Here is a 24599-nt window from a genome sequence, read left to right as displayed (position 1 = left end):
GCCGGAGCGGCACGTCCGGCGCGCCGGGCGCGGAAGCGGGGCGGATCAGCGGTAGAGCGCGTCCACCTCGGCCGCGTACGCCGTCTCGATCGCCTTGCGCTTCAGCTTCAGCGACGGAGTCAGCAGACCGTGCTCCTCGGTGAACTGGTGGGCCAGGATCCGGAACGTACGGATCGACTCGGCCTGCGAGACCGCCGTGTTCGCGGCCACCACCGCCCGCCGGACCTCCATCTCCAGATCCGGGTCCCGCACCAGGTCGCCCGGGGACATCGGCTGGCGGCCCTGCATGGCGAGCCAGTGCTCCACGGACTCCTGGTCCACGGTGACCAGGGCCGCGATGTACGGCCGGTCGTTACCGACCACGATGCACTGCGCCACCAGCGGATGCGCCCGCACCCGCTCCTCCAGACCGGCCGGCGAGACGCTCTTGCCGCCGGACGTCACCAGGATCTCCTTCTTCCGGCCGGTGATCGTCAGATAGCCGTCCTCGTCCAGCGCCCCGATGTCCCCGGTGGACAGCCAGCCGTCGTTCAGCACCGCGTCGGTGGACTTCGGGTCGCCCAGGTACCCGGAGAACACGTTGCGCCCGTACACCCAGATCTCGCCGTCCTCGGCGATGTGCACGGTCGTGCCGGGGATCGGCTGCCCCACCGTGCCGTACCGGGTGCGCTCCGGCGGATTCGCGGTGGCCGCGGCCGTCGACTCGGTCAGCCCGTACCCCTCGTACACGGTCACGCCCGCACCCGCGAAGAACAGCCCGAGCTGCCGCTCCATGCCGGAGCCGCCGGACATGGCGTGCCGGATCCGGCCGCCCATCGCCTCGCGGACCTTCTTGTACACGACCTTCTCGAAGAACTGGTGCTGCATCCGCAGCCCGGCCGACGGACCGGGGCCCGTGCCGAACGCCCGGGCCTCCATCGCCTCCGCGTACTTCACCGCGATGTCCACGGCCTTGTCGAACGGGCCGACCCGGCCCTCCGCCTCGGCCTTGCGCCGGGCACCGTTGAAGACCTTCTCGAAGATGTACGGCACCGCCAGGATGAACGTGGGCCGGAACGTCACCAGGTCCGGCATCAGCGCCTTCGCCGACAGCTCCGGCTGATGGCCCAGCTTCACCCGGCCGCGGATCGCCGTGACCTCCACCATCCGCCCGAAGACGTGCGCCAGCGGGAGGAAGAGCAGCGTCGAGGCCTCGTCACCCGGCTTCGAGTGGAAGACCGACTCCCAGCGGGAGGCCATCGTCTCCGTCTCGAACATGAAGTTGGCGTGCGTGATCACACAGCCCTTCGGGCGTCCCGTCGTGCCCGAGGTGTAGATGACGGTCGCCACCGAGTCGGGCGTCACCGCGCGCCGGTGCCGGTGCACGACCTCGTCCTCGACATGGGCGCCGGCCTCGACCAGTTCCGTCACCGCGTCGGCGTCCAGCTGCCACAGCCGCTTCAGCTGCGGCAGCCGGTCGATCACCGAGGCGATCGTCATCGCGTGGTCCTCGTGCTCGACCATCACGGCCGACACCTCGGCGTCGTGCAGCATCCACAGGACCTGCTCGGCCGAGGACGTCGGATAGACCGGTACGGACTGCGCGCCGACCGCCCACAGGGCGAAGTCGAAGAGGGTCCACTCGTACCGGGTGCGGGACATCAGGGCGACCCGGTCGCCGAACCGCACCCCGTGTGCGATCAGCCCCTTGGCCAGTGCCAGCACCTCGTCGCGGAACGTCGCCGATGTGACGTCCCGCCAACGGCCGTCCGTGTCTTTCCGGCCGAGCGCGACCCGGTGCGGATCCTCCTCGGCGTAGTCGAACACGACATCCGCGAGCCCGCCTACGTGGGGCGCGGCCGCCATGGGTGGGACAGTGAACTCACGCAATGACCTGCTCCTTGTGGCGCTCCGCACAGCGCCGTGACGCTACCCCACCGGACGCCGCCGCGGGAGAGCCCGGAGGTGTCCGGACCAGGTGGCATCTGCACTGGTCAGGTGCTGAAATCCGGCCAGATGGGCAAGGCCCGGGCGTGCTTCTGACCAAGGAGTAAGTAGCTCGCGCGGGAATCTCCACCGAATCTGTACGCCGCGATCACCGGGTTCTGTACGGGTACGGGGGATCGGTCCGCATCTGTCTGGACCTGCCGGGCCGGGCCGGACCGCCGGGGGCCGCCGCGTACCGCCTATTCTCCCCCGCCCCGCAGCCCGTCATGCGCGGTCCCGCGCACTGATCGGACCGATTCCGCGCGGCGGACGGATCAGCCGGTCGCCGCCCGCCAGGATCGCCGCCGCCAGCGCGTCCGCGGCCTGCTGCGCACCGTCCCGCCGGCGGCCGTGCAGCAGCACGAAGTCCACGTCGCCGAGGTCCGGCAGCCCCGCCCGCGCCGTCACCGGGGCCAGCCCCGGGGGCACCAGGCCGCGGCTGTGCGCCATCACGCCGAGCCCCGCGTGAGCGGCCGCGACCAGCCCGCTGAGGCTGCCGCTCGTGCACGCCACCCGCCAGGAACGGCCCTGTTCCTCCAGCACCTCCAGCGCCCGGGCCCGGGTGATGCCCGGCGGCGGGAACAGGATCAGCGGCACCGGACGGTCCGGATCGATCCGCAGCCTCGGCGCACCGATCCAGACCAGCGCGTCCTGCCAGACCAGCTCCCCGTGGGTGTCCCCGGTCCGCCGCTTGGCTAGCACCAGGTCGAGCCGGCCGGCCGCCAGCCGCTGGTGCAGCGTCCCCGACAGCTCCACGGTCAGCTCCAGCTCGACCTCCGGATGGTCCCGGCGGAACGACTGGAGGATCTCCGGCAGCCGGGTCAGCACGAAGTCCTCCGACGCCCCGAAGCGCAGCCGCCCGCGCAGCCGGGTCCCGGTGAAGAAGGCCGACGCCCGCTCGTGGGCCTCCAGGATCGTCCGGGCGAAGCCGAGCATCGCCTCGCCGTCCACCGTGAGATCGACCCGGTGCGTGTCCCGGGTGAACAGCTGACGCCCGGTGGCGTCCTCCAGCCGCCGCACGTGCTGGCTGACCGTGGACTGCCGCACCCCGAGCCGGCGGGCGGCCGCGGTGAAGCTCAGCGTCTGGGCGACGGCGAGGAAGGTGCGCAGCTGCGCGGGGTCGTACATGCGGAAAGGCTATCGCGATCCGTGATGACAGTCAGAGCGGTATACCGGATTCCCGATGGGGCGGATCGGGAGCAGGATGGGGAGGGCACGACCATGAACGAGAGAACACGTGGAGCACATGAGCCGCCGCACCCTGCAGTTGCCGTCCTGGCTGCCGATCGACCCGTACATCCTGGCGTTGATCGGCACCGTCGTGCTCGCGGCGCTGCTGCCGGCCTCCGGCGCGGCCGCGGACGTGGCGGGCGGGGCGTCCACCGGGGCGGTCGCGTTCCTCTTCTTCCTCTACGGCGCGCGGCTCTCCACCGCCGAGGCGCTCGAAGGACTCAAGCACTGGCGGCTCCACCTCACCGTCCTGGCCTGCACGTTCGTCGTGTTCCCGCTGCTGGGACTGGCGAGTGGGGGACTCGTGCCGTACGTGCTGACGCCGCAGCTGCAGAGCGGCTTCCTCTTCCTCTGCCTCGTCCCCTCGACGATCCAGTCGTCCATCGCCTTCACCTCGATCGCCCGCGGCAACGTTCCCGCCGCGATCTGTGCCGGATCCTTCTCCTCGATCGCGGGCATCTTCATCACCCCGCTGCTGGCGGCCGCGCTCCTCGGCAACAGCGGCGGCGGCTTCTCCGCCGACGCACTGCTGAGGATCGGCGTCCAGTTGCTGCTGCCGTTCGTCGCCGGACAACTGCTGCGCCGCTGGATCGGCGGCTTCATCGCCCGGCACAAGAAGGTCCTCGGCTACGTCGACCGCGGCTCGATCCTGCTCGTCGTCTACACCGCGTTCAGCGAGGGCATGGTCGCCGGCATCTGGCACCAGGTCACCCCGGCCCGGCTCGGCGCGCTGCTCGCCGCCGAGGCGGTGCTGCTCGCGCTGATGCTCGCGGTGAGCTGGTACGGGGCGAAGCGGCTCGGCTTCGGCCGCGCGGACCGCATCGCCATCCAGTTCGCCGGCTCCAAGAAGAGCCTCGCCTCGGGGCTCCCGATGGCCAGCGTCCTGTTCGGCGCGCAGGCGAGCCTCGCCGTGCTGCCGCTGATGCTCTTCCACCAGATGCAGCTCATGGTGTGCGCGGTGATCGCGAAGCGGCGCGCCCGCGACCCGCAGGAGGCGTTCACGGACGGCGCCGGGGTCGCGCGGGAGGCCGCGCAGGTGGGCTGAGGCCGGCCGGCGCAGGGGGCGCTCCCCGCCGGCCGGACCCCTCACCCGTGCAGCGGGAGGGGCGCCTCAGCCCTGTACGGCCGTCGCCTCCAGAGCGATGCGGTGCTCTCCCGCGTACACGTTCATGGAAGGCCCCCGCAGGAAGCCGACCAGGGTCAGGCCGGTCTCGGCCGCCAGGTCGACCGCGAGGGACGACGGCGCCGACACGGCCGCCAGCATCGGGATGCCGGCCATCACGGCCTTCTGCGCGAGCTCGAACGACGCCCGGCCCGAGACCAGCAGGATCGCCCGGGACAGCGGCAGCCGGCCGTCCGTCAGCGCCCGGCCGACCAGCTTGTCGACCGCGTTGTGCCGGCCCACGTCCTCCCGGATGTCGATCAGCTCGCCCGTCTCGGAGAACAGCGCGGCCGCGTGCAGCCCCCCGGTCCGGTCGAAGACCCGCTGCGCGGCGCGCAACCGGTCGGGGAGCGCGGCCAGCAACTCGGGCCCGACCCGGACCGGGGGAGTGTCGGCGACCGGGTGCCGGGTCGTGGTGCGCACCGCGTCCAGGCTCGCCTTGCCGCACAGTCCGCAGGAGGACGTCGTGTAGACGTTGCGCTCCAGCGTGATGTCGGGGACCTCGACACCGGGTGCGAGCCGCACGTCCACCACGTTGTACGTGTTCACCCCGTCGGCCGTCGCCCCGGCGCAGTACACGATCGACTGCACCTCGGGGCCCGCACCGATCACGCCCTCGCTCACCAGGAAGCCGGCCGCCAGCGCGAAGTCGTCGCCCGGGGTGCGCATCGTGATGGCGAGCGGCTTGCCGTTCAGCCGGATCTCCAGCGGTTCCTCGGCGACGAGGGTGTCCGGGCGGGTGGAGACGGACCCGTCCCGGATACGGATGGTGTGGCGGCGCTCGGTGACCCGTCCCATGACAGTCAGACCCGATTCTGTACGTGTTGGAAGCCGAAACGGCCCTTGATGCAGAGGTTGCCGTGGGTCACCGGGCTGTCGTGCGGCGAGGTGACCTTGACGATCTCATTCTCCTGCACATGGAGGGTGATGTTGCAGCCGACGCCGCAGTAGGCGCAGACCGTGGTGGTCTCCGTCTGGGCCCGCTCGTCCCAGGTCCCGGCCGCCCGCATGTCGAACTCGCTCTTGAAGGACAGTGCGCCGGTCGGGCACACCTCGATGCAGTTGCCGCAGTAGACACACGCGGAATCGGTGAGCGGCACGTCGTGCTCGGTGGAGATACGTGCGTCGAAGCCCCGGCCCGCGACCGCGATGGCGAACGTGTTCTGCCACTGCTCGCCGCACGCGTCGACGCACTTGTAGCACTGGATGCACTTGTCGTAGTCCCGGACGTACAGGTCGTTGTCGACCTTCGGCTCCTCGTTGACGCGCGCCGCGCCGGCGCCGAAGCGGGCGGGCTTCGCCTCGTACTCCTTGATCCATTCGTCGGCCCGCGGCGTCGTCGACAGATCCGTGGCCGAGGCGAGCAGCTCCAGGACCACCTTGCGGCTGTGCCGGGCCCGCTCGCTGCCGGTCAGCACCGTCATGCCCGCCTCGGCCCGGCGCGAGCACGCCGGGGCGAGGGTGCGGGCGCCCGCCACCTCGACGACACAGACCCGGCAGGCGTTCTTCGGGGTGAGCGTGTCGCCCTGGCACAGCGTCGGGATGTCCTTGCCCGCGGCCCGGCACGCCTCCAGGATCGTCGAACCCTCGGGCACCCGGGTCTCCTGGCCGTCGAGCGTGAACTCGATCAGCCGGCGCGGCAGTCGCAGCGGAACAGCGGTCACTTGTAGACCCCCAGACGGTCGATGGCGGACTCGACGGCATTCCACGCGGTCTGTCCCAGACCGCAGATCGAGGCATCGCGCATCGCCTGCCCGACCTCGCGCATCAGCGCGATGTCGTCGGCGGCCGCGGCGCCCGTACGGTCCTTGATCCGGTGCAGCGCCTCCTCCTGGCGCACCGTCCCGATCCGGCAGGGCACGCACTGCCCGCACGACTCGTCGCGGAAGAACTCGGCGATCCGGAGCAGGATGCGGGGCAGCTCGACCGAACCGTCCAGGACCAGGACGACGCCCGAACCGAGTGTCGTACCGGCGGCCCGCGTCCCCTCGAAGGTGAGCGGGATGTCCAGCTCGTCGGGGCGCACGAAGCCGCCCGCCGCGCCGCCGAGCAGCACCGCCCGCAGGTCCTGCGGCGGGCCCGCGAGTTCCAGCAGCTCCCGCAGGCTCGCGCCGAACGGCAGCTCGTAGACCCCCGGCGCGGCCACCTGCCCCGATACGCAGAACAGCTTCGTGCCGGTGGACGTGCCGGTGCCGGTGGCCGCGTAGGCGGCGGCGCCGTGCTCCAGGACGGGCAGGACGTTGACCAGCGTCTCGACGTTGTTGACGGCGGTCGGCTTGCCGAAGAGGCCCTTCTCCACCGGGAACGGGGGCTTGGACCGCGGTTCGCCGCGCTGCCCCTCGATCGAGTTGAAGATCGCGGTCTCCTCACCGCAGATGTACGCGCCCGCGCCCCGCCGGATCTCGATGTCGAAGGCGTACCCCTGGCCGAGGATGTCCGGGCCGAGCAGGCCCCGGGTGCGGGCGGTCTCCAGGGCGTGGCTCAGGCGCTCGTACGCCCGGGGGTACTCGCCGCGCAGATAGACGAAACCCTGCCGGGCGCCGGTGGCGTAGCCGGCCACCGTCATCGCCTCGACGAGGGCGTACGGGTCGCCCTCCATCAGCACCCGGTCCTTGAAGGTGCCCGGCTCGCTCTCGTCCGCGTTGCAGACGAGGTAGTGCGGGGTGTCGGGCTGCCCGGCGGTGGCCTCCCACTTGCGGCCGGTCGGGAACGCGGCACCGCCCCGGCCGACGAGCCCGGCGTCCAGGACCTCGCGGATGACGCCCGCGGGGCCGAGGGCGAAGGCGCGGCGCAGCGCGGTGTAGCCGCCGCTCGCGCGGTACGCGTCGAGGGAGGCGGGGTCCGTGGTGCCGATGCGCTTGAGGAGGACGAGGCCGGGGCTGCCCGTCTGGGGGACGGCGGTCTCGGGTGGGGGCTGGGGCGGGGTGTGCTCGGGGGAGCGGATCGCGTGGGTGAGGGCGGCCGGGGTGGCGGGGGCGATGACCGCGGTGCGGTGGGGGGCGCCTGCCGCGCGCTGTTCCCCTTCCCGCCCCCTCCCGTACCCGTGGGCTCCGCCCCCGGGCCCCCGGTCCTCGAACGCCGGACGGGCCGGATCGGCCGGGCGGGCTGACCGCGGTTGTTCGCCCGCCTGGATCAGCAGTGCCGCCGGGGCCCTCTCGCACAGGCCCAGGCAGGGGCTCTCCTGCCAGGTCGCGCCCTCCGTCGCCGTTCCCGCCGGGGCGAAGTCCCTCGTCAGGTCCGCGCAGAGGGCCGCCGAGCCGCGGGCCGCGCACGCCAGGTCCGTACAGACGTGGAGGACCTTCGGCGGGCGGGGACGCAGCGAGAACATGGCGTAGAACGTCGCGACGCCGTACGCCTCCGCCGGGGCCACCGTCAGCCGGCGGCAGAGGTAGCCGAGCGCGCCCTCGCTGATCCAGCCGATCCGGTCGTTCACCGCGTGCAGGGCGGGCAGCAGCTGGTCGCGTCGGTCCTTCGCGGCCGATGCGCCGCCCCGCGCCCACCGCAGGTCCTCGTCGCTCCGGGTGGTGCCGCCCTCCCAGCCGGACGGCGGCGGACCCAGCAGGCTGTCCACGGCCTCCCGTTCGGCGTCCGTGGGGGCGGCGTCGGTGTGTTTCAGGTCCATGAGGGCACCAGCTTCTCGATCCGGACGGCGGAGGCCTTGAACTCGGCGGTACCGGCGATCGGGCAGTTCGCCTCGATCGTCAGCGCGTTGGTGTCGACCTCGTCCGGGAAGTGCATCGTCATGAAGGCGAGCCCCGGCCGCAGCCCCGGATCGATCCACACCGGAGCGGTCACGCTGCCCCGGCGCGACGACACCCGCACCTCCTCGCCGGTCGTGACCCCGTGGGCGACCGCGTCCTCGGGGCACAGTTCGATGTACTCGCCGCGCCGCAGGGGGGACGCGTAACCACCGCTCTGCACACCGGTGTTGTACGAGTCGAGGCGGCGGCCCGTCGTCAGGCGCAGCGGGTACACGTCGTCGGTGAGGTCGACCGGCGGATCGTGCTGGACGAGACCGAAGGGCGCGGCCGGGCCGCGGCGTACCGGGTCGGTCTCCCACAGCCGGGCGTGCAGGAAGCTCGACGGCAGCTTCTCCGGGTCGGGGCAGGGCCATTGCAGCCCCTGGTGCTCCTCCAGGCGGTCATACGTCATCCCGAAGTGGTCCGGGGAGAGCGAGCGCAGTTCGTTCCACACCGCCTCGGAGTCGGTGAACTTCCAGTCGTGGCCGAGGAGCCGGGCCAGTGCGCAGATGATGTCGATGTCCTCGCGGGCCTCGCCCGGCGGGGTGAGGGCCGCCCGTACGCGCTGGACCCGCCGTTCGCTGTTGGTCGTCGTGCCGTCCGTCTCGGCCCAGGCGGCCGTCGCGGGCAGGACGACGTCGGCGAGTTCGGCTGTCTTCGTGAGGAAGATGTCCTGGACCACCAGATGGTCCAGGGCCTTCAGCCGTCGCACGGCCTGCTCGCTGTCGGCCTCGGACTGGGCCGGGTTCTCGCCGATGCAGTAGATCGCGCGCAGTTCGCCGCTCTCCATCGACTCGAACATCTCGGTGAGCGTCTTGCCGGGGCGGGGCTGGATGACGGTGTCCCAGGAGCGTTCGAACTTCCGCCGGGACGCCGGGTCCAGGATGTCCTGGAAGCCGGGCAGCTTGTTGGGGATGGCGCCCATGTCGCCGCCGCCCTGCACGTTGTTCTGCCCGCGCAGCGGCTGGACGCCGGAGCCGTACCGGCCGACGTGGCCGGTGAGCATCGAGAGGTTGATCAGCGCCCGGACGTTGTCGGTGCCGTTGTGGTGCTCGGTGATGCCCAGGGTCCAGCACAGCTGGGCCCGTTCGGCGGTGGCGTAGGCGTGCGCGAGATCGCGGACTGCCTCGGCAGGCACTCCGGTCACCTGCTCGGCGGCCGACAGCGTCCACGGCTCGACGAGCGCCGCGTACGCGTCGAAGCCCGTCGTCGCGCGGTCCACGAACGCCCGGTTGACCAGCCCGGCGTGGATGATCTCGCGGCCGATGGCATGGGCGAGCGGGATGTCCGTCCCCACGTTCAGGCCGAGCCAGCTCTCCGCCCACTGGGCCGTCGAGGTGCGGCGCGGATCGACGACGTGCATGCGCGCGCCGTTGCGGATGCCCTTCAGCACGTGCTGGAAGAAGATCGGGTGCGCGAAGCGGGCGTTGGAGCCCCACATCACGATCAGATCGGTGTGCTCGACCTCCTCGTACGAGGAGGTGCCGCCGCCCGAGCCGAAGGCGGCGGAGAGACCGGCGACGCTGGGGGCGTGACAGGTCCGGTTGCAGGAGTCCACGTTGTTGGTGCCCATCACCACGCGGGTGAACTTCTGCGCCACGTAGTTCATCTCGTTCGTCGCCCGGGCGCAGGACAGCATCGCGAAGGCATCGGGGCCCTGCGCCCGCCGGGCCTGCCGGAACCCGGCAGCCGCGCGGTCCAGCGCCTCGTCCCAGCTCGCCCGCCGCAGCACGCCGTTCGCGTCCCGGACCAGCGGGTGCGTCAGCCGCTCGTACTGCTTGCGCTCGCGCCTCTTGCGGTCGTTGTTCATGGTGCGCTCCCTGCTGGGGCCGTGGCGGCCGAGGAGGTGGTGGCGAGGAGATCGGCGAGCGCGTGCACGGCGCGCAGCGTCGGGACGGGCAGCCCGGTCAGATCGGCCAGTTCGACGACGGCCGCGAGGAGTACGTCGAGTTCGAGGGGTTTGCCCTTCTCCAGGTCCTGGAGGGTGGAGGTCTTGTGGTCGCCGACGCGCTCGGCGCCCGCGATGCGCCGCTCCACGGAGATCTCCGGGCGGCAGCCGACCGCGGCCGCGACGCCGAGGGTCTCGCGCATCATCGACTCGACGAGCGCGCGGGTGTCCGGGTGGCGGCAGATCTGGCCCATCGTGGCCCGGGACAGGGCGCTGATCGGGTTGAACGAGATGTTGCCGATCAGCTTGATCCAGATGTCCTTGCGCAGATCCGTCTCGACGGGACACTTGAGCCCGCCCGCGACCATGGCCTCGCTGAAGTCGTGGCAGCGCCGCGACACGGTCCGGCCGGGCTCCCCGATGGAGAACCGGGTACCTTCGAGATGGCGGACGACGCCCGGTGCCTCGATCTCCGTCGCCGCGTAGACGACGCAGCCGATGGCCCGCTCGGGCGGCAGCGTGGAGCTGACCGCGCCGGCCGGGTCCACACTGTTGATGCGGCGTCCGGCGTGCGGGCCCGCGAGCCCGTGGAAGTACCACCACGGGATGCCGTTCTGTGCGGCGACGACCGCGGTGCGGTCGTGCAGCAGCGGGTGGACCAGGGGACCCGACGCCGCGTACGAGTTGGCCTTGAGGCCGAGGAACACGAAGTCGACGGGCCCGACCTCCGACGGGTCGTCGGTGGCCGAGGGGCGTGCGGTGAAGTCGCCGCGCGGACTGAGGACCCGTACGCCGTCGCGGCGCATGGCGGCCAGGTGCGGCCCGCGGGCGATGAGATGGACCTCGGCGCCGGCGCGGTGGAGCGCGGCCCCGACATAGGCGCCGATCGCGCCGGCACCGACAACTGCGACTTTCACGGGCTCTCCGTTCGGTAGGTGACCGAGCGAGGCGGGAGCGGGAAGCAGTGCGGATGTGCGGGAGGAGGAGAAGGAGCAGAAGACGGAGGAGACAGGAAACCCTGTAACGTCGACAGAATATTGTCTACAGTATGCGGTCCGGAGGGTCAAGGCTGTTGTCAAGCCTCCAACCCCCGGCCGGGAATCCTGTGGGATCACGTGCCCCTGTACCGGGCGGTAGCGACCAAGACTGGATGGTTCCTGCCATAAGTAGCGAGGGGAACCTGAATATGACCGGCTCACGTGTCGTGGCGCTCGGCCACTATCAGCCCGCCAAGGTGCTCACGAACGACGATCTGGCGGCCATGGTCGACACCAGCGACGAGTGGATCACCAGCAGGGTCGGCATCAAGACCCGCCACCTCGGCGGCCCCGACGAGCCGGTGGACGAGCTGGCCGCGCACGCGGCGGCCAAGGCGCTCGCCGCAGCCGGCCTGCAGCCCGCCGACATCGACCTGGTCCTGGTCGCCACCTCCACCGCGATCGACCGGTCCCCGAGCATGTCGGCCCGCGTCGCCGCCCGGCTCGGCATGACCTCGCCCGCGGTGATGGACATCAACGTGGTGTGTTCCGGGTTCACGCACGCCCTCGCCACCGCCGACCACGCCCTCCGGGCTGGCGCGGCCACCCGTGCGCTGGTGATCGGCGCCGACAAGATGGGCGACATCGTCGACTGGACCGACCGCACCAGCTGTGTGCTGATGGGCGACGGTGCCGGTGCGGCCGTCGTGGTCGCCGACTCCGGTACCGGGGGCAGGCCCGGCATCGGGCCGGTGCTGTGGGGGTCCGTGCCGGGGATGGGGGACGCGGTGCGGATCGAGGGGACGCCGCCGCGCTTCGCCCAGGAGGGGCAGTCCGTCTACCGCTGGGCCACCACCCAGCTGCCGCCCATCGCGCGCAAGGTGTGCGAGAAGGCCGGGGTCACCCCCGAGGACCTCGCGGCGGTGGTGCTGCACCAGGCCAATCTGAGGATCATCGAACCCGTCGCCAGGAAGATCGGCGCCGTCAACGCGGTCATCGCGCGGGATGTGGTGGATTCGGGCAATACGTCCGCGGCCTCGATCCCGATGGCCCTGTCCAAGCTGGTGGAGCGCGGCGAGGTCGCCACGGGCGCCCCGGCCCTGCTCTTCGGCTTCGGCGGGAACCTCAGTTACGCGGGACAGGTGATCCGCTGTCCCTGAGGGGCCTTGCGCTCGGTAGACTGTAGACGATAAGCAATTGCTCGTCGCCCGGAGGGGGACCGCGATGTTGTCCACAGGACTGCCGCAGGGGGCCGTGCCGAAGCTGGAACGGCCCGGGCCACTGCGCGAGCGCGTCTACGAGGCGCTGCTCGAACTCATCACTACCCGGGCGCTCCGCCCCGGCCAGCATCTGGTCGAGAGCGAGCTGGCCGGACACCTCGGTGTGTCCCGGCAGCCGGTCCGCGAGGCGTTGCAGCGGCTCAACACCGAGGGATGGGTCGATCTGCGGCCCGCCCAGGGTGCGTTCGTCCACGAACCCACGGAGGAGGAGGCGGACCAGCTCCTCTCGGTCCGTACGCTCCTGGAGGCCGAGGCTGCCCGTCTCGCCGCCGCCAACTCCGGCACCTCGGGCATCGCCGCCCTGGAGGAGCTCTGCGCCAAGGGGGAGCAGGCCGTCGCCGACGACGACGTGGACCTGGCGGTGGCGACCAACGCCGCCTTCCACGCCAAGGTCATGGAGCTGGCGGGCAACGTCGTCCTCTCCGAACTGGCCGGGCAGGTGGACCGCCGGGTCCGCTGGTACTACACCCCCGTCGCCCGGCAGCGCGGCACGCAGTCCTGGATCGAGCACCGCTCCCTGATCGCCGCCATCTCCTCGCGCGACGAACAGCGGGCGACCGCGATCATGCGGGCGCACACGGAGCACACCCGGCAGACGTACCACCAGCGCGACGAAAGCTGATCCGGGCCCGCTCCCCCCGCCCTCGAACGCCGGCTGAGGCATCGGACCACCGGCGATCGGGGGCTTTTCCGCGCGCCCGGACGTCCGCTCCGCACCCCTTCCACCCCCTCTTTGTCCTCGGGGTGGAGAAAGTTGCGGTGGATTCCTGCGCAACTTCTTCCCACTCCCGGCAACCGCTGCTACGTTCCCCTCCAAAGCCCGACGGACAGGCCGATGTGGCGGGGAGGGGCGCGTGAGACGAATGACGGCACGACCCGCGAATGCGCATCAGGCGCGACTGCTTCGGCTGTTGCGCGACGGCGGGCCCAACTCACGGGCACAGCTGGGGGATCAGGTCGATCTCTCCCGCTCCAAGCTCGCCGTCGAGGTGGACAGACTGCTGGAGACCGGCCTTGTCGTGGCCGACGGACTCGCCGCATCCCGCGGCGGGCGTCGCTCGCACAACATCCGGCTCGCCCCGGCACTGCGCTTCCTCGGCGTCGACATCGGCGCCACCTCGGTCGACGTGGCGGTCACCAACGCGGAGCTGGAGGTCCTGGGCCACCTCAACCACCCCATGGACGTACGCGAAGGCCCCGTCGCCATCTTCGAGCAGGTGCTGTCCATGGCGGCCAAGCTCCGGGCCTCCGGGCTCGCCGAAGGATTCGACGGCGCCGGCATCGGCGTACCGGGACCGGTCCGCTTCCCCGAAGGCATCCCGGTCGCACCGCCGATCATGCCCGGCTGGGACGGCTTCCCGGTCCGCGAGGCGCTCAGCCAGGAACTGGGCTGCCCCGTCATGGTCGACAACGACGTGAACCTCATGGCGATGGGGGAGCAGCACGCGGGCGTCGCCCGCTCCGTGGGCGACTTCCTCTGCGTCAAGATCGGTACCGGCATCGGCTGCGGCATCGTCGTCGGCGGCGAGGTCCACCGCGGTACGACGGGCAGCGCCGGCGACATCGGCCACATCCAGGTCGAACCCGACGGCCGCCCCTGCGCCTGCGGCAACCGGGGCTGCCTGGAAGCACACTTCAGCGGCGCCGCCCTGGCCCGCGACGCCGAGGACGCGGCACGCGCCGGTCAGTCCACGGAGCTCGCGGCCCGGCTGGAGGCGTCCGGGAAACTCACCGCCGTCGACGTGGCCGCCGCCGCGGCCGCGGGCGACCCCACCTCGCTCGACCTGATCCGCGAAGGCGGCAACCGGGTCGGACAGGTCATCGCCGGACTCGTCAGCTTCTTCAACCCCGGTCTGGTGGTGATCGGCGGCGGGGTGACCGGACTGGGCCACACGCTGCTGGCCAGCGTCCGGACCCAGGTCTACCGGCAGTCACTGCCGCTGGCCACCGGCAACCTCCCCATCGTGCTGGGCGAACTCGGACCCGCCGCCGGAGTGATCGGCGCGGCCAGGCTCATCAGCGACCACCTCTTCTCACCCGCCTGACCCTTCTCGAAGCCACCCGGCCAGCACCGAAGGCACCGCCCCCGCGCCCCAGGCCGGGGTCCGGGGAACATCCCCGGGACCGCACTGCGCCCTGCCCGCTCACCGGCCCTTCCCCCCTGCTCGCGGACTCGCCCGCGCAGGGGAAAAACCCCACCCGCCGAGGGGATTTGTCATGGCTCCAGAACCACCGCTGCTCACCATGTCCGGAATCACCAAGTCCTTCCCCGGCGTGCGCGCCCTCGACGGCGTGGACCTGGAGGTCCAGGCCGGCGAAGTCCACTGCCTCCTCGGTCAGAACGGCGCCGGCAAGTCCACCCTCATCAAGGTGCTCGCCGGGGCCCACCAGCCCGACGACGGCCAGATCACCTGGCGCGGCGAACCGGCCGTGCTCAAGTCGCCGATCACCGCGATGCGCCTGGGGATCGCCACCATCTACCAGGAACTCGACCTGGTCGAGAGCCTGTCGGTCGCCGAGAACGTCTTCCTGGGCCACGAGCCCACCAGCGCCGGCTTCGTCGTCCGCACCCACCGGGGCCGCACGGCCGCCGCCGCGCTGCTGAAGCGGCTCGGCCACCCGGAGATCGACCCCGGCCGCGCGGTCGGCGAACTCTCCGCGGCCCAGCAGCAGATCGTCTCGATGGCCCGGGCGCTCTCCCACGACGTGCGCCTCATCGTGATGGACGAACCGTCCGCCGCCCTCGACCCCGACGAGGTCGACAACCTCTTCCGGATCGTCGCCTCGCTCACCGCGGACGGCGTCGCAGTCGTCTACATCTCGCACCGCCTGGAGGAGATCCGCCGGATCGGCGACCGGGTGACCGTCCTCAAGGACGGCCGGGCCGTCGCCGTCGGACTCCCCGCCGAGTCCACACCGACGCGCGACATCGTTGCCATGATGACCGGCCGCAACGTCGAGTACGTCTTCCCGCCCCGCCCCGAGGGCACCCCCGAGGACGCCCGGCCCGGGCAGCCCCCGGTCCTCACGGTCCAAGGGCTCACCAGGCAGGGCGAGTTCGACCCGGTCGACCTGGAGCTCAGGCCCGGCGAGATCGTCGGCCTCGCCGGACTCGTCGGCTCCGGGCGCTCCGAGATCCTGGAGACCATCTACGGCGCCCGCAAGGCCACCGCCGGCCGGGTCACGGTCGCGGGCAAGCCGCTGCGGCCCGGCAGTGTGCGCGCCGCCGTCGCCGCCGGCATCGGCCTCGCCCCCGAGGAACGCAAGGCGCAGGCCCTGCTGATGCTCGAATCCGTCACCCGTAACGTCTCCGTCTCCACCATGTCCCGCTTCTCCAGGGGTGGTTGGGTCGACCGGGGAGCAGAGCGGAAGGCGGCCCGCGCCGCCACCCGCGAACTCTCCCTGCGCCCCGACAACCCGGACACCCCCGTCCGCACCCTGTCCGGCGGCAACCAGCAGAAGGCGGTCCTCGCCCGCTGGCTGCTGCGCGGCTGCCGGGTGCTGCTGCTCGACGAACCGACCCGCGGAGTGGACGTCGGCGCCCGCGCCGAGCTCTACGCCGTGATCCGCCGGCTGGCCGACGAAGGCCTCGCCGTTCTGCTCGTCTCCAGCGAAGTGCCCGAAGTCCTGGGCCTCGCCGACCGGGTGCTCGTCCTCCGTGAGGGTCGCGTCGTGCACACGGCGGACGCCAGGGAGCTCGACGAGCACCGCGTACTCGACCTCGTGATGGAAGGGAGCCCGACGTCATGACGCAGCCCGTCTCATCGGCGCAGCAGAGCGGGCCGGACAAGGGCGCCGCGCCCGTGTCCGTCCCCGCGTCCCCGAAGAAGGACGGATCCCCGCGAGCCTTCGGGCTGCGCGCGGACGTCCGCAACCTCTCGCTGCTCGGCGTCCTCGCCGCGCTCATAGTCGTCGGCGGCATCACCGAGCCCGACGCGTTCCTGGACACCGGGAACCTCCAGCTGATCCTGACCCAGTCGTCCGTCATCGGTGTCGTCACCGTCGGCATGACCTTCGTCATCATCAGCGGGGGCATCGACCTCTCCGTCGGCGCCATGGTCGCCCTCGCCTCCGTCTGGGCGACGACGCTCGCCACCCAGGACTTCGGCTTCGCGGGCATCCTCTTCACCGCCGTCCTGGTCGGCCTCGGCGCCGGACTCGTCAACGGGGTGCTGATCGCGTACGGCAGGCTGGTGCCGTTCATCGCGACGCTGGCCATGCTCGCGTCCGCCCGCGGTCTGGCCCTCCACATCACCGACGGCAAGACGCAGATCGTCACCGTCAAGTCGGTCCTCGACCTGGGCCTGCCCGACGCGTACGTCCTCGGCATCCCGCCGCTGGTCATGATGTTCGCCGTGGTCACCGTCGTCGGCTGGCTGGTGCTCAACCGGACGACCTTCGGCCGCCGCACGGTCGCCGTCGGCGGCAACGCGGAAGCGGCCCGGCTGGCCGGCATCGACGTGCGCAGGCAGCGGCTCTACCTCTACCTGCTGTCCGGACTCTGCTGCGGCATCGCCGCCTTCATGCTGATCATCCTGTCCGGTTCCGGCCAGAACACCAACGGCAACCTGTACGAGCTCGACGCCATCGCCGCCGCGATCATCGGCGGCACCCTGCTCACCGGCGGCCGCGGCACCATCGTCGGCTCCGTGCTGGGTGTCCTCGTCTTCACCACGATCACCAACATCTTCGCGCTCAACAACCTGCAGACCGACGTCCAGCAGATCGCCAAGGGCGCGATCATCGTCGCCGCCGTCCTCGTCCAGCGCCGGACGTCGGCCCACGGAGAGACCTGACCCTCCGTCTCCACCCGTTCGACCCCCGCTTGTTACGCATCCCACGCCGCACATCGGATGAAGGGTTTGACAGCCATGCCAGAAACCAGCCGCAGAGGACTCCTCTTCGGGACCGCCGCCGTCTCCGCGGGCGCTCTGCTGACCGCCTGCACCAGCAACGAGCCCAAGGAGAAGGACACCGCCTCCCAGAGCAACGCCCCGGCCGCCGACGACAAGCCGGGCAAGCCCGTCACCATCGGCTTCGCGGGACCGCAGGCCGACCACGGCTGGCTCAACGCGATCAACGAGAACGCCAAGTCGCGGGCGAAGAAGTACTCCGAGGTGACCCTGGAGACCACCGAGGGCTCCAACGACACCGCCGCCCAGATCGGCCAGGTCAAGACCCTCATCAACAAGAAGGTCGACGTCCTCGTCATCCTCCCGGCCGACGGCAAGGCGCTCACCCAGGTCGGCCTGGAGGCCATGCGGGCGGGCATCCCCGTCATCAACCTGGACCGCATCTTCGCCTCCCCGCAGGCCTACCGCTGCTGGGTCGGCGGCGACAACTACGGCATGGGCCTCAACGCCGGTACGTACATCGGCGAGCAGCTCAAGGACAAGCCGAACGCCAAGGTCGTCGAGCTCGCAGGCATCGACAACCTGGAGCTGACCAAGCAGCGCAGCAAGGGCTTCGCCGACGCGCTGAAGAACTACTCCAACATCGAGCTGGTGGCCCGTCAGGCGGCCGACTTCACCGTCGAGTCCGGCCAGGCGAAGATGGCCCAGCTCCTCCAGGCGCAGAAGAAGTTCGACGCCCTGTGGAACCACGACGACGACCAGGGCGTGGGCGCGCTCCGCGCCATCCAGCAGGCCGGCCGCGACGAGTTCCTGATGGTCGGCGGTGCCGGGGCCAAGTCCGCGATGGACGCCATCAAGGCCGGCAACAGCGTGCTGAAGGCCACGGTCCTCTACCCGCCGACCATGGCGGCATCGGCCATCGACCTGGCCCGTGCGCTCGGCCAGGCCAAGGGGGTGTCCGGACTCGCCGAGCTGGAGATCCCGACCAACCTCACCCTGTACTCGGCCGTGGTCACCAAGGACAACATCGACCAGTACCTGCCGACGGGCTTCAACTGAGCCGCCCCGCAGGAGGGTGCTGACCCTCCTGCCGCACCCACCGAACCACCGATGAGGAGGAAGCCCGGATGGCCCGTAGGGAAGAGACGGAGCAGGAGGCGGCCGCGCCGCCGACGTACCGGCCGATGGCGAGCGCACCGACGCTCGGGGTCGGCATGGTCGGATACGCGTTCATGGGCGCCGCCCACTCGCAGGGATGGCGCACCGCGGGCCATGTCTTCGAGCTGCCGATGAGGCCGGCTCTCGCCGCGATCTGCGGACGCGACCGGCCGGCGGTCGAGGCCGCCGCGGACCGGCTCGGCTGGGCGGCGGCCGAGACCGACTGGCAGGCCCTGATCGCCCGGGACGACGTCCAGCTCGTCGACATCTGCACCCCCGGCGACAGCCATGCGGAGATCGCCATCGCGGCTCTGGAGGCGGGCAAGCACGTGCTGTGCGAGAAGCCGCTCGCCAACACGGTCGCGGAGGCGGAGGCCATGGCCGAGGCGGCGGAGCGGGCCTCCGCCCGGGGCCAGATCGCGATGGTCGGCTTCAACTACCGCAAGGTGCCCGCCATCACGTACGCGCGGAAGCTGATCGCCGAGGGCCGGATCGGCACGCTGCGGCACGTGCGGGCCACCTACCTCCAGGACTGGCTGGTGGACCCCGAGTCACCGCTCACCTGGCGGCTGAAGAAGGACCGCGCGGGCTCCGGCGCGCTCGGTGACCTCGGGGCGCACATCGTGGACCTCGCGCAGTACCTGGCGGGGGAGCTGCTGGTGGGGGTCTCCGCGATGAGCGAGACCTTCGTCCGGGAGCGCCCGCTGCTCGCCGGCCCCTCGGGAGGCCTCGGCGGGGTCGCCGCCGCGGGGGAGCTCGGCACGGTGACGGTCGACGACGCGGCCGTGTTCACCGGACGGCTCGCCTCGGGCGCCCTGGCGTCCTTCGAGGCGACCCGGATGGCGGCCGGACGCAAGAACGCGCTCCGGCTGGAGATCAACGGGGAGCGCGGCTCGCTCGCCTTCGACCTGGAACGGCTCAACGAGCTGTCCTTCCACGACCACACCGAGCCCGCCACCACGGCCGGCTTCCGGCGCATCCTGGTCACCGAGCCCGAGCATCCGTACCTGGAGGCCTGGTGGCCGCCGGGCCACGCGCTCGGCTACGAGCACACGTTCATCCACCAGGCCCGCGACGTGGTACGGACGATCGCCGAAGGAGCGCCGCCCATACCGTCGTTCGCCGACGGGCTGCAGGTGCAGCGGGTGCTCGCGGCGGTGGAGGAGAGCGCCGCGAAGAACTCCGTACTCACGCCCGTACAGCTCTAGGAGGTCCTGCGCATGCCCCGTCCCTTCACCCTCTTCACCGGCCAGTGGGCCGATCTGCCCCTGGAGGAGGTCTGCCGGTACGCCCGTGACTTCGGCTACGACGGCCTCGAACTGGCCTGCTGGGGCGACCACTTCGAGGTGGACAAGGCCCTGGCCGACCCCGGCTACCTGGAGAGCCGGCACCAGCTGCTCGACAAGTACGGGCTGAAGTGCTGGGCGGTCTCCAACCACCTGGTCGGCCAGGCCGTCTGCGACAGCCCGATCGACGAGCGCCACCAGGGCATCCTGCCCGCCCGGATCTGGGGGGACGGGGAGCCCGAGGGGGTGCGCCGGCGGGCCGCGGAGGAGATCAAGAACACCGCACGGGCCGCCGCCGCCTTCGGCGTCGACACGGTCATCGGCTTCACCGGCTCGTCGATCTGGCATCTCGTCGCGATGTTCCCGCCGGTCCCGCCGCACATGATCGAGCGGGGGTACGAGGACTTCGCGGAGCGCTGGAACCCGATCCTGGACGTCTTCGACGCCGAGGGGGTGCGGTTCGCCCACGAGGTCCACCCCAGCGAGATCGCGTACGACTACTGGACCACGCACCGCGCGCTGGAGGCGGTGGACCACCGGCCGGCGTTCGGGCTGAACTTCGACCCGAGCCACTTCGTGTGGCAGGACCTGGACCCGGTCGGCTTCCTGTACGACTTCCGGGACCGGATCTACCACGTGGACTGCAAGGAGGCGCGCAAGCGCCTGGACGGGCGCAACGGCCGGCTCGGCTCCCACCTGCCGTGGGGCGATCCGCGCCGCGGCTGGGACTTCGTCTCGGCGGGGCACGGGGACGTGCCCTGGGAGGACGTGTTCCGGATGCTGCGGTCCATCGGGTACGAGGGGCCGGTGTCCGTGGAGTGGGAGGACGCGGGCATGGACCGGCTGGCGGGGGCGCCGGAGGCGCTGACGTCCCTGAAGCGGTTCGATTTCGACCCGCCGAGCGCGTCGTTCGACGCGGCGTTCGGCGGCGGCAAGGACTGAGGCGCCGGGGGCGCGGCCCCTCCCGGGGGCTCCGCCCCCGCACCCCCGCTCCTCAATCGCCGGAGGGGCTCGAAGGTGCCCGGCGGCACCGTGGACGCCGCCGGGCCGCTCCCTCCTGCCCACGTCCCTCTTTGTCCTGGGCAAGGAAGAAGTTCAACAACACTGCTGCACAAGGGCTTTCCGTCCCGGACGAACAGGTCTACCGTCCAATGCGTGTATATGACATAACTCCCGTCACCGGAGCCACACAGGCCCCGGCTGACCAGCGCGGCAGTCCCCGCGCACCACGGATCGGCAGCACCCGCCCGTACCACCGGCACACCCCGGAGGACATTCGTGCACAGAACCAGAAGCAGGACCGGATCAGGGACCCGCACGGGGTCCGGAACCAGGCTCCGCCTCCGTAAATCACTCGCACTGTTCACCGGTGGCCTCCTCGCCGCCGCCACCCTCAGCCTGGGCGCCACCTCGGGCACGGCCGTCGCCCACGACGAGCACCCCGACCCCGCCCCGGCCGCCGAGGACTTCCAGCAGGTCACCCTCGCCAAGGGGGCCGCCGAGACCGGCGAGCCCATGTCGCTGGCCGTGCTCCCCGACCGCAGCGTGCTGCACACCTCGCGCAGCGGCGAGCTCCGCATCACCGACAGCTCGGGCAACACCCGGATCTCCGGCGTCCTCCCCGTCTACTCGCACGACGAGGAAGGCCTCCAGGGCATCGGGGTCGACCCGCACTTCAGCGAGAACCGGGCGATCTACCTCTACTACGCGCCCCCGCTGGACACGCCCGCCGGCGACGCCCCCGAGACCGGCACCGCCGCCGACTTCGCCCCCTTCGACGGGGTCAACCGGCTGTCCCGCTTCGTCCTCGACGAGGACGGCACGCTCGACCTCGGCAGCGAGAAGAAGGTCCTCGACGTCCAGACGTCCCGCGGCATGTGCTGCCACGTCGGCGGCGACATCGACTTCGACGCGGACGGCAACCTGTACCTGTCGACCGGCGACGACTCCAACCCCTTCGCCTCCGACGGCTTCAGCCCCATCGACGAGCGCCCGGACCGCAACCCGGCGTTCGACGCCCGCCGCTCCGCGGGCAGCACCAACGACCTGCGCGGCAAGATCCTGCGCATCAAGGTCGCCGACGACGGCTCGTACACCGTCCCGGACGGCAACCTCTTCGCGCCGGGGACGGACAAGACCCGCCCCGAGATCTACGCGATGGGCTTCCGCAACCCGTTCCGCTTCTCCGTCGACAAGGCCACCGGCATCGTCTACGTCGGTGACTACGGGCCGGACGCCGGTGCGGCCGACCCCAAGCGCGGACCGGCCGGACAGGTCGAGTTCGCCCGGGTGACGAAGGCCGGCAACTTCGGCTGGCCGTACTGCACGGGCAACAACGACCCGTTCATCGACTACGACTTCGCCACCAAGACCTCCGGCGCGGCCTTCGACTGCGCGGCGCCGAAGAACACCTCGCCGCACAACACCGGCCTCGTCGACCTGCCGCCGGCCCAGGCCGCCTGGATCCCGTACGACGGCGCGTCGGTCCCGGAGTTCGGCACCGGCTCGGAGTCCCCGATGGGCGGACCGGTCTACCACTACGACGCCGACCTCGACTCGCCCGTGAAGTTCCCCGAGGCCTACGACGGCGACTTCTTCGCCGGTGAGTTCGGCCGGCAGTGGATCAAGCGGATCGAGCAGGACGCCGACGGCAAGGTCGAGTCCATCAACGACATCCCGTGGTCCGGCACCCAGATCATGGACATGGCCTTCGGTCCCGACGGGGCGCTCTACGTCCTCGACTACGGCCTCTCCTGGTTCGGCGGCGACGAGAACTCGGCGCTCTACCGCATCGAGAACGCCACCGGCGGACGCTCCCCGATCGCCGAGGCGACCGCCAACAAGACATCGGGCACCGCGCCGCTGAAGGTGCAGTTCTCCTCGGCCGGCACCGCCGACGGGGACGGCGACGCCCTCACGTACGCCTGGGACTTCGGCGACGGAGGAACCTCCACCGCCGCGAACCCCGCGTACACGTACAAGAAGAACGGCACCTACACCGCGACCGTCACCGCCACGGACCCCTCCGGGCGCACCGGATCGGCCAGCGTCCACGTGACCGTCGGCAACACGGCGCCCAAGGTGAACCTGGAACTCCCCGGTGACGGGCAGCTCTTCACCTTCGGCGACGAGATCCCGTTCAAGGTCACCGTCACCGATCCCGAGGACGGCACCGTCGACTGCTCCAAGATCGAGGTCCGCTTCGTCCTCGGCCACGACAGCCACGGCCACCCGATCACCTCGGCCCACGGCTGCACCGGCACCATCAAGACCGAGATGGACGGCGGCCACGACCCCAACGCCAACATCTTCGGTGTCATCGACGCCTCGTACACCGACGGCGGGGGCGGCGGCCAGGCCGCACTGACCGGCCACGACCAGTCGCAGCTCCAGCCGCGCCACCGCCAGGCCGAGCACTTCAACGACTCGTCCGGCATCAAGACGTACGACAAGGCGAACGCCGAGGGCGGCAAGACCGTCGGCGACATCGACAACGACGACTGGATCTCCTTCAAGCCGTACATCCTCGGCGACTCCACCAAGCTCACCGCGCGGATCGCCTCCGGCGGCGCGGGCGGCTTCCTCGAGGTGCGGTCCGGCTCGGCGACCGGGAAGATCCTCGGCTCCGCACCCGTACCGGTGACCGGTGGCTGGGAGACCTTCCAGGACATCGACGTACCCCTGCGGGGCGTGCCGAAGAAGGCCACCGAGCTCTTCCTGGTGTTCAAGGGCGGCACCGGCGCGGGCGCCCTCTACGACATCGACGACTTCGAGCTCTCCAACACCCCGCCCGACAAGACCGCCAAGCGGGTCCTGGTCTTCTCCAAGACCGCCGGCTTCCGCCACGACGCGATCCCCGAGGGCATCGCCGCACTCAAGGAACTCGGCAAGGACAGCAACATCACGGTCGACGCCACCGAGGAGGCCGGCCAGTTCACCACCCCGAACCTGGCCCGCTACGACGCCGTCGTCTTCATGTCGACGACCGGTGACGTCCTCAACGCCGACCAGCAGAAGGCCTTCGAGAACTACATCGCCACCGGCGGCGGCTACATGGGCGTCCACGCCGCAGCCGACACCGAGTACGACTGGTCCTTCTACGGCGGACTCGTCGGCGCGTACTTCTCCGGCCACCCCGCCATCCAGCCCGTCACGGTCCGCGTCGAGGACCACAAGCACCCGGCCACCGCCCACCTGGGCGACGCCTGGGAGCGCACCGACGAGCTGTACAACTACCGCACCAACCCGCGCGACAAGGTGAAGGTCCTCGCCACCCTCGACGAGACCACCTACACCGGCGGCACCATGAAGGGTGACCACCCGATCACCTGGTGCCAGGCCTACGAGGGCGGCCGCTCCTTCTACACCGGCCTCGGCCACACCAAGGAGTCGTACGCCGACGCGGACTTCCGCAAGCTGCTGCTCGGCGGGGTGCGCTACGCCGCCGGCCAGGTCAAGGGCGACTGCAAGCCCGACACCGGCTACCGGTCGATCTTCAACGGCAAGACGCTCGAAGGCTGGAAGCAGGCCGGGCCCGGGAAGTTCGACGTGGTCGACGGCGAGCTGCGCTCCGAAGGCGGCATGGGTCTGCTGACCTACCAGGCCAAGGAGCTGAAGTCGTACTCCCTGAAGCTCGACTGGAAGATGGCCGGGGACGACAACTCCGGAGTCTTCGTCGGCTTCCCGGAGTCGGACGACCCCTGGTCCGCGGTGAACAACGGCTACGAGGTCCAGATCGACGCCTCCGACGCCGTCGACCGCACCACCGGCTCCGTCTACACCTTCAAGGCGGCCAACACCAAGGCCCGCGACCAGGTGCTGCGCCCGCCGGGGCAGTGGAACAGCTACGAGATCAAGGTGCAGGGTGAACGGCTCCAGATCTTCCTCAACGGAGTGAAGATCAACGACTTCACCAACACCGACCCGGTCCGCAGCCTCAAGGACGGCTACATCGGCCTCCAGAACCACGGGGCGGACGACCAGGTCTCCTTCCGCGACATCCAGCTCAGGGAACTGCCCTCGGCGTAGGGCAGTCCACCCGGCCGGCGGCGGGCGGGGCC

The 24599-nt window shown here is 71.1% G+C and carries 17 protein-coding genes; 10 read left to right on the top strand and 7 right to left on the bottom strand.

All coding sequences use genetic code 11. The annotated features are described in order from the left end of the window. Window positions 1-45 precede the first annotated feature (45 nt). Complete coding sequence (locus OG521_06205; protein ID WUW20404.1) at window positions 46-1845, bottom strand: long-chain fatty acid--CoA ligase; 1800 nt, start codon at window positions 1843-1845, stop codon at window positions 46-48. Window positions 1846-2190: 345 nt separating this feature from the next. Continuing rightward, on the bottom strand, window positions 2191-3093 hold the full coding sequence (locus OG521_06200) for a LysR substrate-binding domain-containing protein (protein ID WUW20403.1): 903 nt from the start codon (window positions 3091-3093) through the stop codon (window positions 2191-2193). Window positions 3094-3211: 118 nt separating this feature from the next. Here OG521_06200 and OG521_06195 point away from each other — a divergent pair, with 118 nt between their 5' ends. Beyond that, entirely contained in the window at window positions 3212-4240 is a 1029-nt protein-coding gene (locus OG521_06195) for a bile acid:sodium symporter (protein ID WUW20402.1), read from the top strand. 66 nt (window positions 4241-4306) lie between these two features. Here the strand turns inward: OG521_06195 and fdhD are convergent, their stop codons facing one another. The 5 genes from fdhD to OG521_06170 are packed head-to-tail and all read right to left on the bottom strand — an operon-like array spanning window position 4307 to window position 10902. Next, the gene (fdhD, locus tag OG521_06190) at window positions 4307-5155 is read right to left on the bottom strand and encodes a formate dehydrogenase accessory sulfurtransferase FdhD (protein WUW20401.1); all 849 of its coding nucleotides are present in this window, start codon (window positions 5153-5155) and stop codon (window positions 4307-4309) included. Window positions 5156-5160: 5 nt separating this feature from the next. Then, window positions 5161-6021 carry a 2Fe-2S iron-sulfur cluster-binding protein gene (locus OG521_06185; protein ID WUW20400.1) on the bottom strand — a complete coding sequence of 287 codons (861 nt, stop codon included), beginning with the start codon at window positions 6019-6021 and terminating at the stop codon, window positions 5161-5163. Continuing rightward, the gene (locus OG521_06180) at window positions 6018-7979 is read right to left on the bottom strand and encodes an NAD(P)H-dependent oxidoreductase subunit E (GenBank protein WUW20399.1); all 1962 of its coding nucleotides are present in this window, start codon (window positions 7977-7979) and stop codon (window positions 6018-6020) included. The genes OG521_06185 and OG521_06180 overlap by 4 nt, the downstream gene beginning before the upstream one ends. Next, window positions 7970-9907, bottom strand: a complete 1938-nt coding sequence (locus OG521_06175; GenBank protein WUW20398.1) for a molybdopterin-dependent oxidoreductase — start codon at window positions 9905-9907, stop codon at window positions 7970-7972. The genes OG521_06180 and OG521_06175 overlap by 10 nt, the downstream gene beginning before the upstream one ends. Further along, entirely contained in the window at window positions 9904-10902 is a 999-nt protein-coding gene (locus OG521_06170; GenBank protein WUW20397.1) for a 2-dehydropantoate 2-reductase, read from the bottom strand. The genes OG521_06175 and OG521_06170 overlap by 4 nt, the downstream gene beginning before the upstream one ends. Window positions 10903-11171: 269 nt before the next feature. Here OG521_06170 and OG521_06165 point away from each other — a divergent pair, with 269 nt between their 5' ends. The 9 genes from OG521_06165 (at window position 11172) to OG521_06125 (ending at window position 24567) form a co-directional block, all read left to right on the top strand. Beyond that, the gene (locus OG521_06165; GenBank protein ID WUW20396.1) at window positions 11172-12122 is read left to right on the top strand and encodes a ketoacyl-ACP synthase III; all 951 of its coding nucleotides are present in this window, start codon (window positions 11172-11174) and stop codon (window positions 12120-12122) included. Between the two features lie 64 nt (window positions 12123-12186). After that, the gene (locus tag OG521_06160; GenBank protein WUW20395.1) at window positions 12187-12864 is read left to right on the top strand and encodes a GntR family transcriptional regulator; all 678 of its coding nucleotides are present in this window, start codon (window positions 12187-12189) and stop codon (window positions 12862-12864) included. Window positions 12865-13105: 241 nt separating this feature from the next. After that, window positions 13106-14287, top strand: a complete 1182-nt coding sequence (locus OG521_06155; GenBank protein WUW20394.1) for an ROK family transcriptional regulator — start codon at window positions 13106-13108, stop codon at window positions 14285-14287. A gap of 172 nt (window positions 14288-14459) precedes the next feature. Next, window positions 14460-15992: a sugar ABC transporter ATP-binding protein gene (locus tag OG521_06150; protein ID WUW20393.1), complete on the top strand. Its 1533-nt coding sequence runs from the start codon at window positions 14460-14462 to the stop codon at window positions 15990-15992. After that, window positions 15989-17038, top strand: a complete 1050-nt coding sequence (locus tag OG521_06145) for an ABC transporter permease (protein ID WUW20392.1) — start codon at window positions 15989-15991, stop codon at window positions 17036-17038. Before OG521_06150 ends, OG521_06145 begins: the two co-directional genes overlap by 4 nt. A gap of 75 nt (window positions 17039-17113) precedes the next feature. After that, on the top strand, window positions 17114-18154 hold the full coding sequence (locus tag OG521_06140; GenBank protein ID WUW20391.1) for a substrate-binding domain-containing protein: 1041 nt from the start codon (window positions 17114-17116) through the stop codon (window positions 18152-18154). Between the two features lie 68 nt (window positions 18155-18222). After that, window positions 18223-19461 (top strand): Gfo/Idh/MocA family oxidoreductase, encoded by a 1239-nt coding sequence (locus OG521_06135; GenBank protein ID WUW20390.1) that lies wholly within the window; start codon window positions 18223-18225, stop codon window positions 19459-19461. A gap of 12 nt (window positions 19462-19473) precedes the next feature. Beyond that, window positions 19474-20481, top strand: a complete 1008-nt coding sequence (locus OG521_06130) for a sugar phosphate isomerase/epimerase (GenBank protein ID WUW20389.1) — start codon at window positions 19474-19476, stop codon at window positions 20479-20481. Window positions 20482-20817: 336 nt separating this feature from the next. Further along, a complete protein-coding gene (locus tag OG521_06125; GenBank protein ID WUW20388.1) occupies window positions 20818-24567 on the top strand; it encodes a ThuA domain-containing protein in 3750 nt (1249 codons plus the stop codon). Window positions 24568-24599 lie beyond the last annotated feature (32 nt).

It is taken from the genome of Streptomyces sp. NBC_01463, from assembly GCA_036227345.1.
Taxonomy (GTDB): domain Bacteria; phylum Actinomycetota; class Actinomycetes; order Streptomycetales; family Streptomycetaceae; genus Streptomyces.
Note: the sequence above shows the minus strand (reverse complement) of the source record. Positions and strands in the feature narration are given on the sequence as shown.

What these genes read in the sequence shown, in the direction of transcription:
- OG521_06205 (WUW20404.1), bottom strand. Translation starts at nt 1,845, where the DNA reads ATGGCGGCCGCGCCCCACGTAGGCGGGCTCGCGGATGTCGTGTTCGAC.
- OG521_06200 (WUW20403.1), bottom strand. Translation starts at nt 3,093, where the DNA reads ATGTACGACCCCGCGCAGCTGCGCACCTTCCTCGCCGTCGCCCAGACG.
- OG521_06195 (WUW20402.1), top strand. Translation starts at nt 3,212, where the DNA reads ATGAGCCGCCGCACCCTGCAGTTGCCGTCCTGGCTGCCGATCGACCCG.
- fdhD (WUW20401.1), bottom strand. Translation starts at nt 5,155, where the DNA reads ATGGGACGGGTCACCGAGCGCCGCCACACCATCCGTATCCGGGACGGG.
- OG521_06180 (WUW20399.1), bottom strand. Translation starts at nt 7,979, where the DNA reads ATGGACCTGAAACACACCGACGCCGCCCCCACGGACGCCGAACGGGAG.
- OG521_06175 (WUW20398.1), bottom strand. Translation starts at nt 9,907, where the DNA reads ATGAACAACGACCGCAAGAGGCGCGAGCGCAAGCAGTACGAGCGGCTG.
- OG521_06165 (WUW20396.1), top strand. Translation starts at nt 11,172, where the DNA reads ATGACCGGCTCACGTGTCGTGGCGCTCGGCCACTATCAGCCCGCCAAG.
- OG521_06160 (WUW20395.1), top strand. Translation starts at nt 12,187, where the DNA reads ATGTTGTCCACAGGACTGCCGCAGGGGGCCGTGCCGAAGCTGGAACGG.
- OG521_06155 (WUW20394.1), top strand. Translation starts at nt 13,106, where the DNA reads ATGACGGCACGACCCGCGAATGCGCATCAGGCGCGACTGCTTCGGCTG.
- OG521_06150 (WUW20393.1), top strand. Translation starts at nt 14,460, where the DNA reads ATGGCTCCAGAACCACCGCTGCTCACCATGTCCGGAATCACCAAGTCC.
- OG521_06145 (WUW20392.1), top strand. Translation starts at nt 15,989, where the DNA reads ATGACGCAGCCCGTCTCATCGGCGCAGCAGAGCGGGCCGGACAAGGGC.
- OG521_06140 (WUW20391.1), top strand. Translation starts at nt 17,114, where the DNA reads ATGCCAGAAACCAGCCGCAGAGGACTCCTCTTCGGGACCGCCGCCGTC.
- OG521_06135 (WUW20390.1), top strand. Translation starts at nt 18,223, where the DNA reads ATGGCCCGTAGGGAAGAGACGGAGCAGGAGGCGGCCGCGCCGCCGACG.
- OG521_06130 (WUW20389.1), top strand. Translation starts at nt 19,474, where the DNA reads ATGCCCCGTCCCTTCACCCTCTTCACCGGCCAGTGGGCCGATCTGCCC.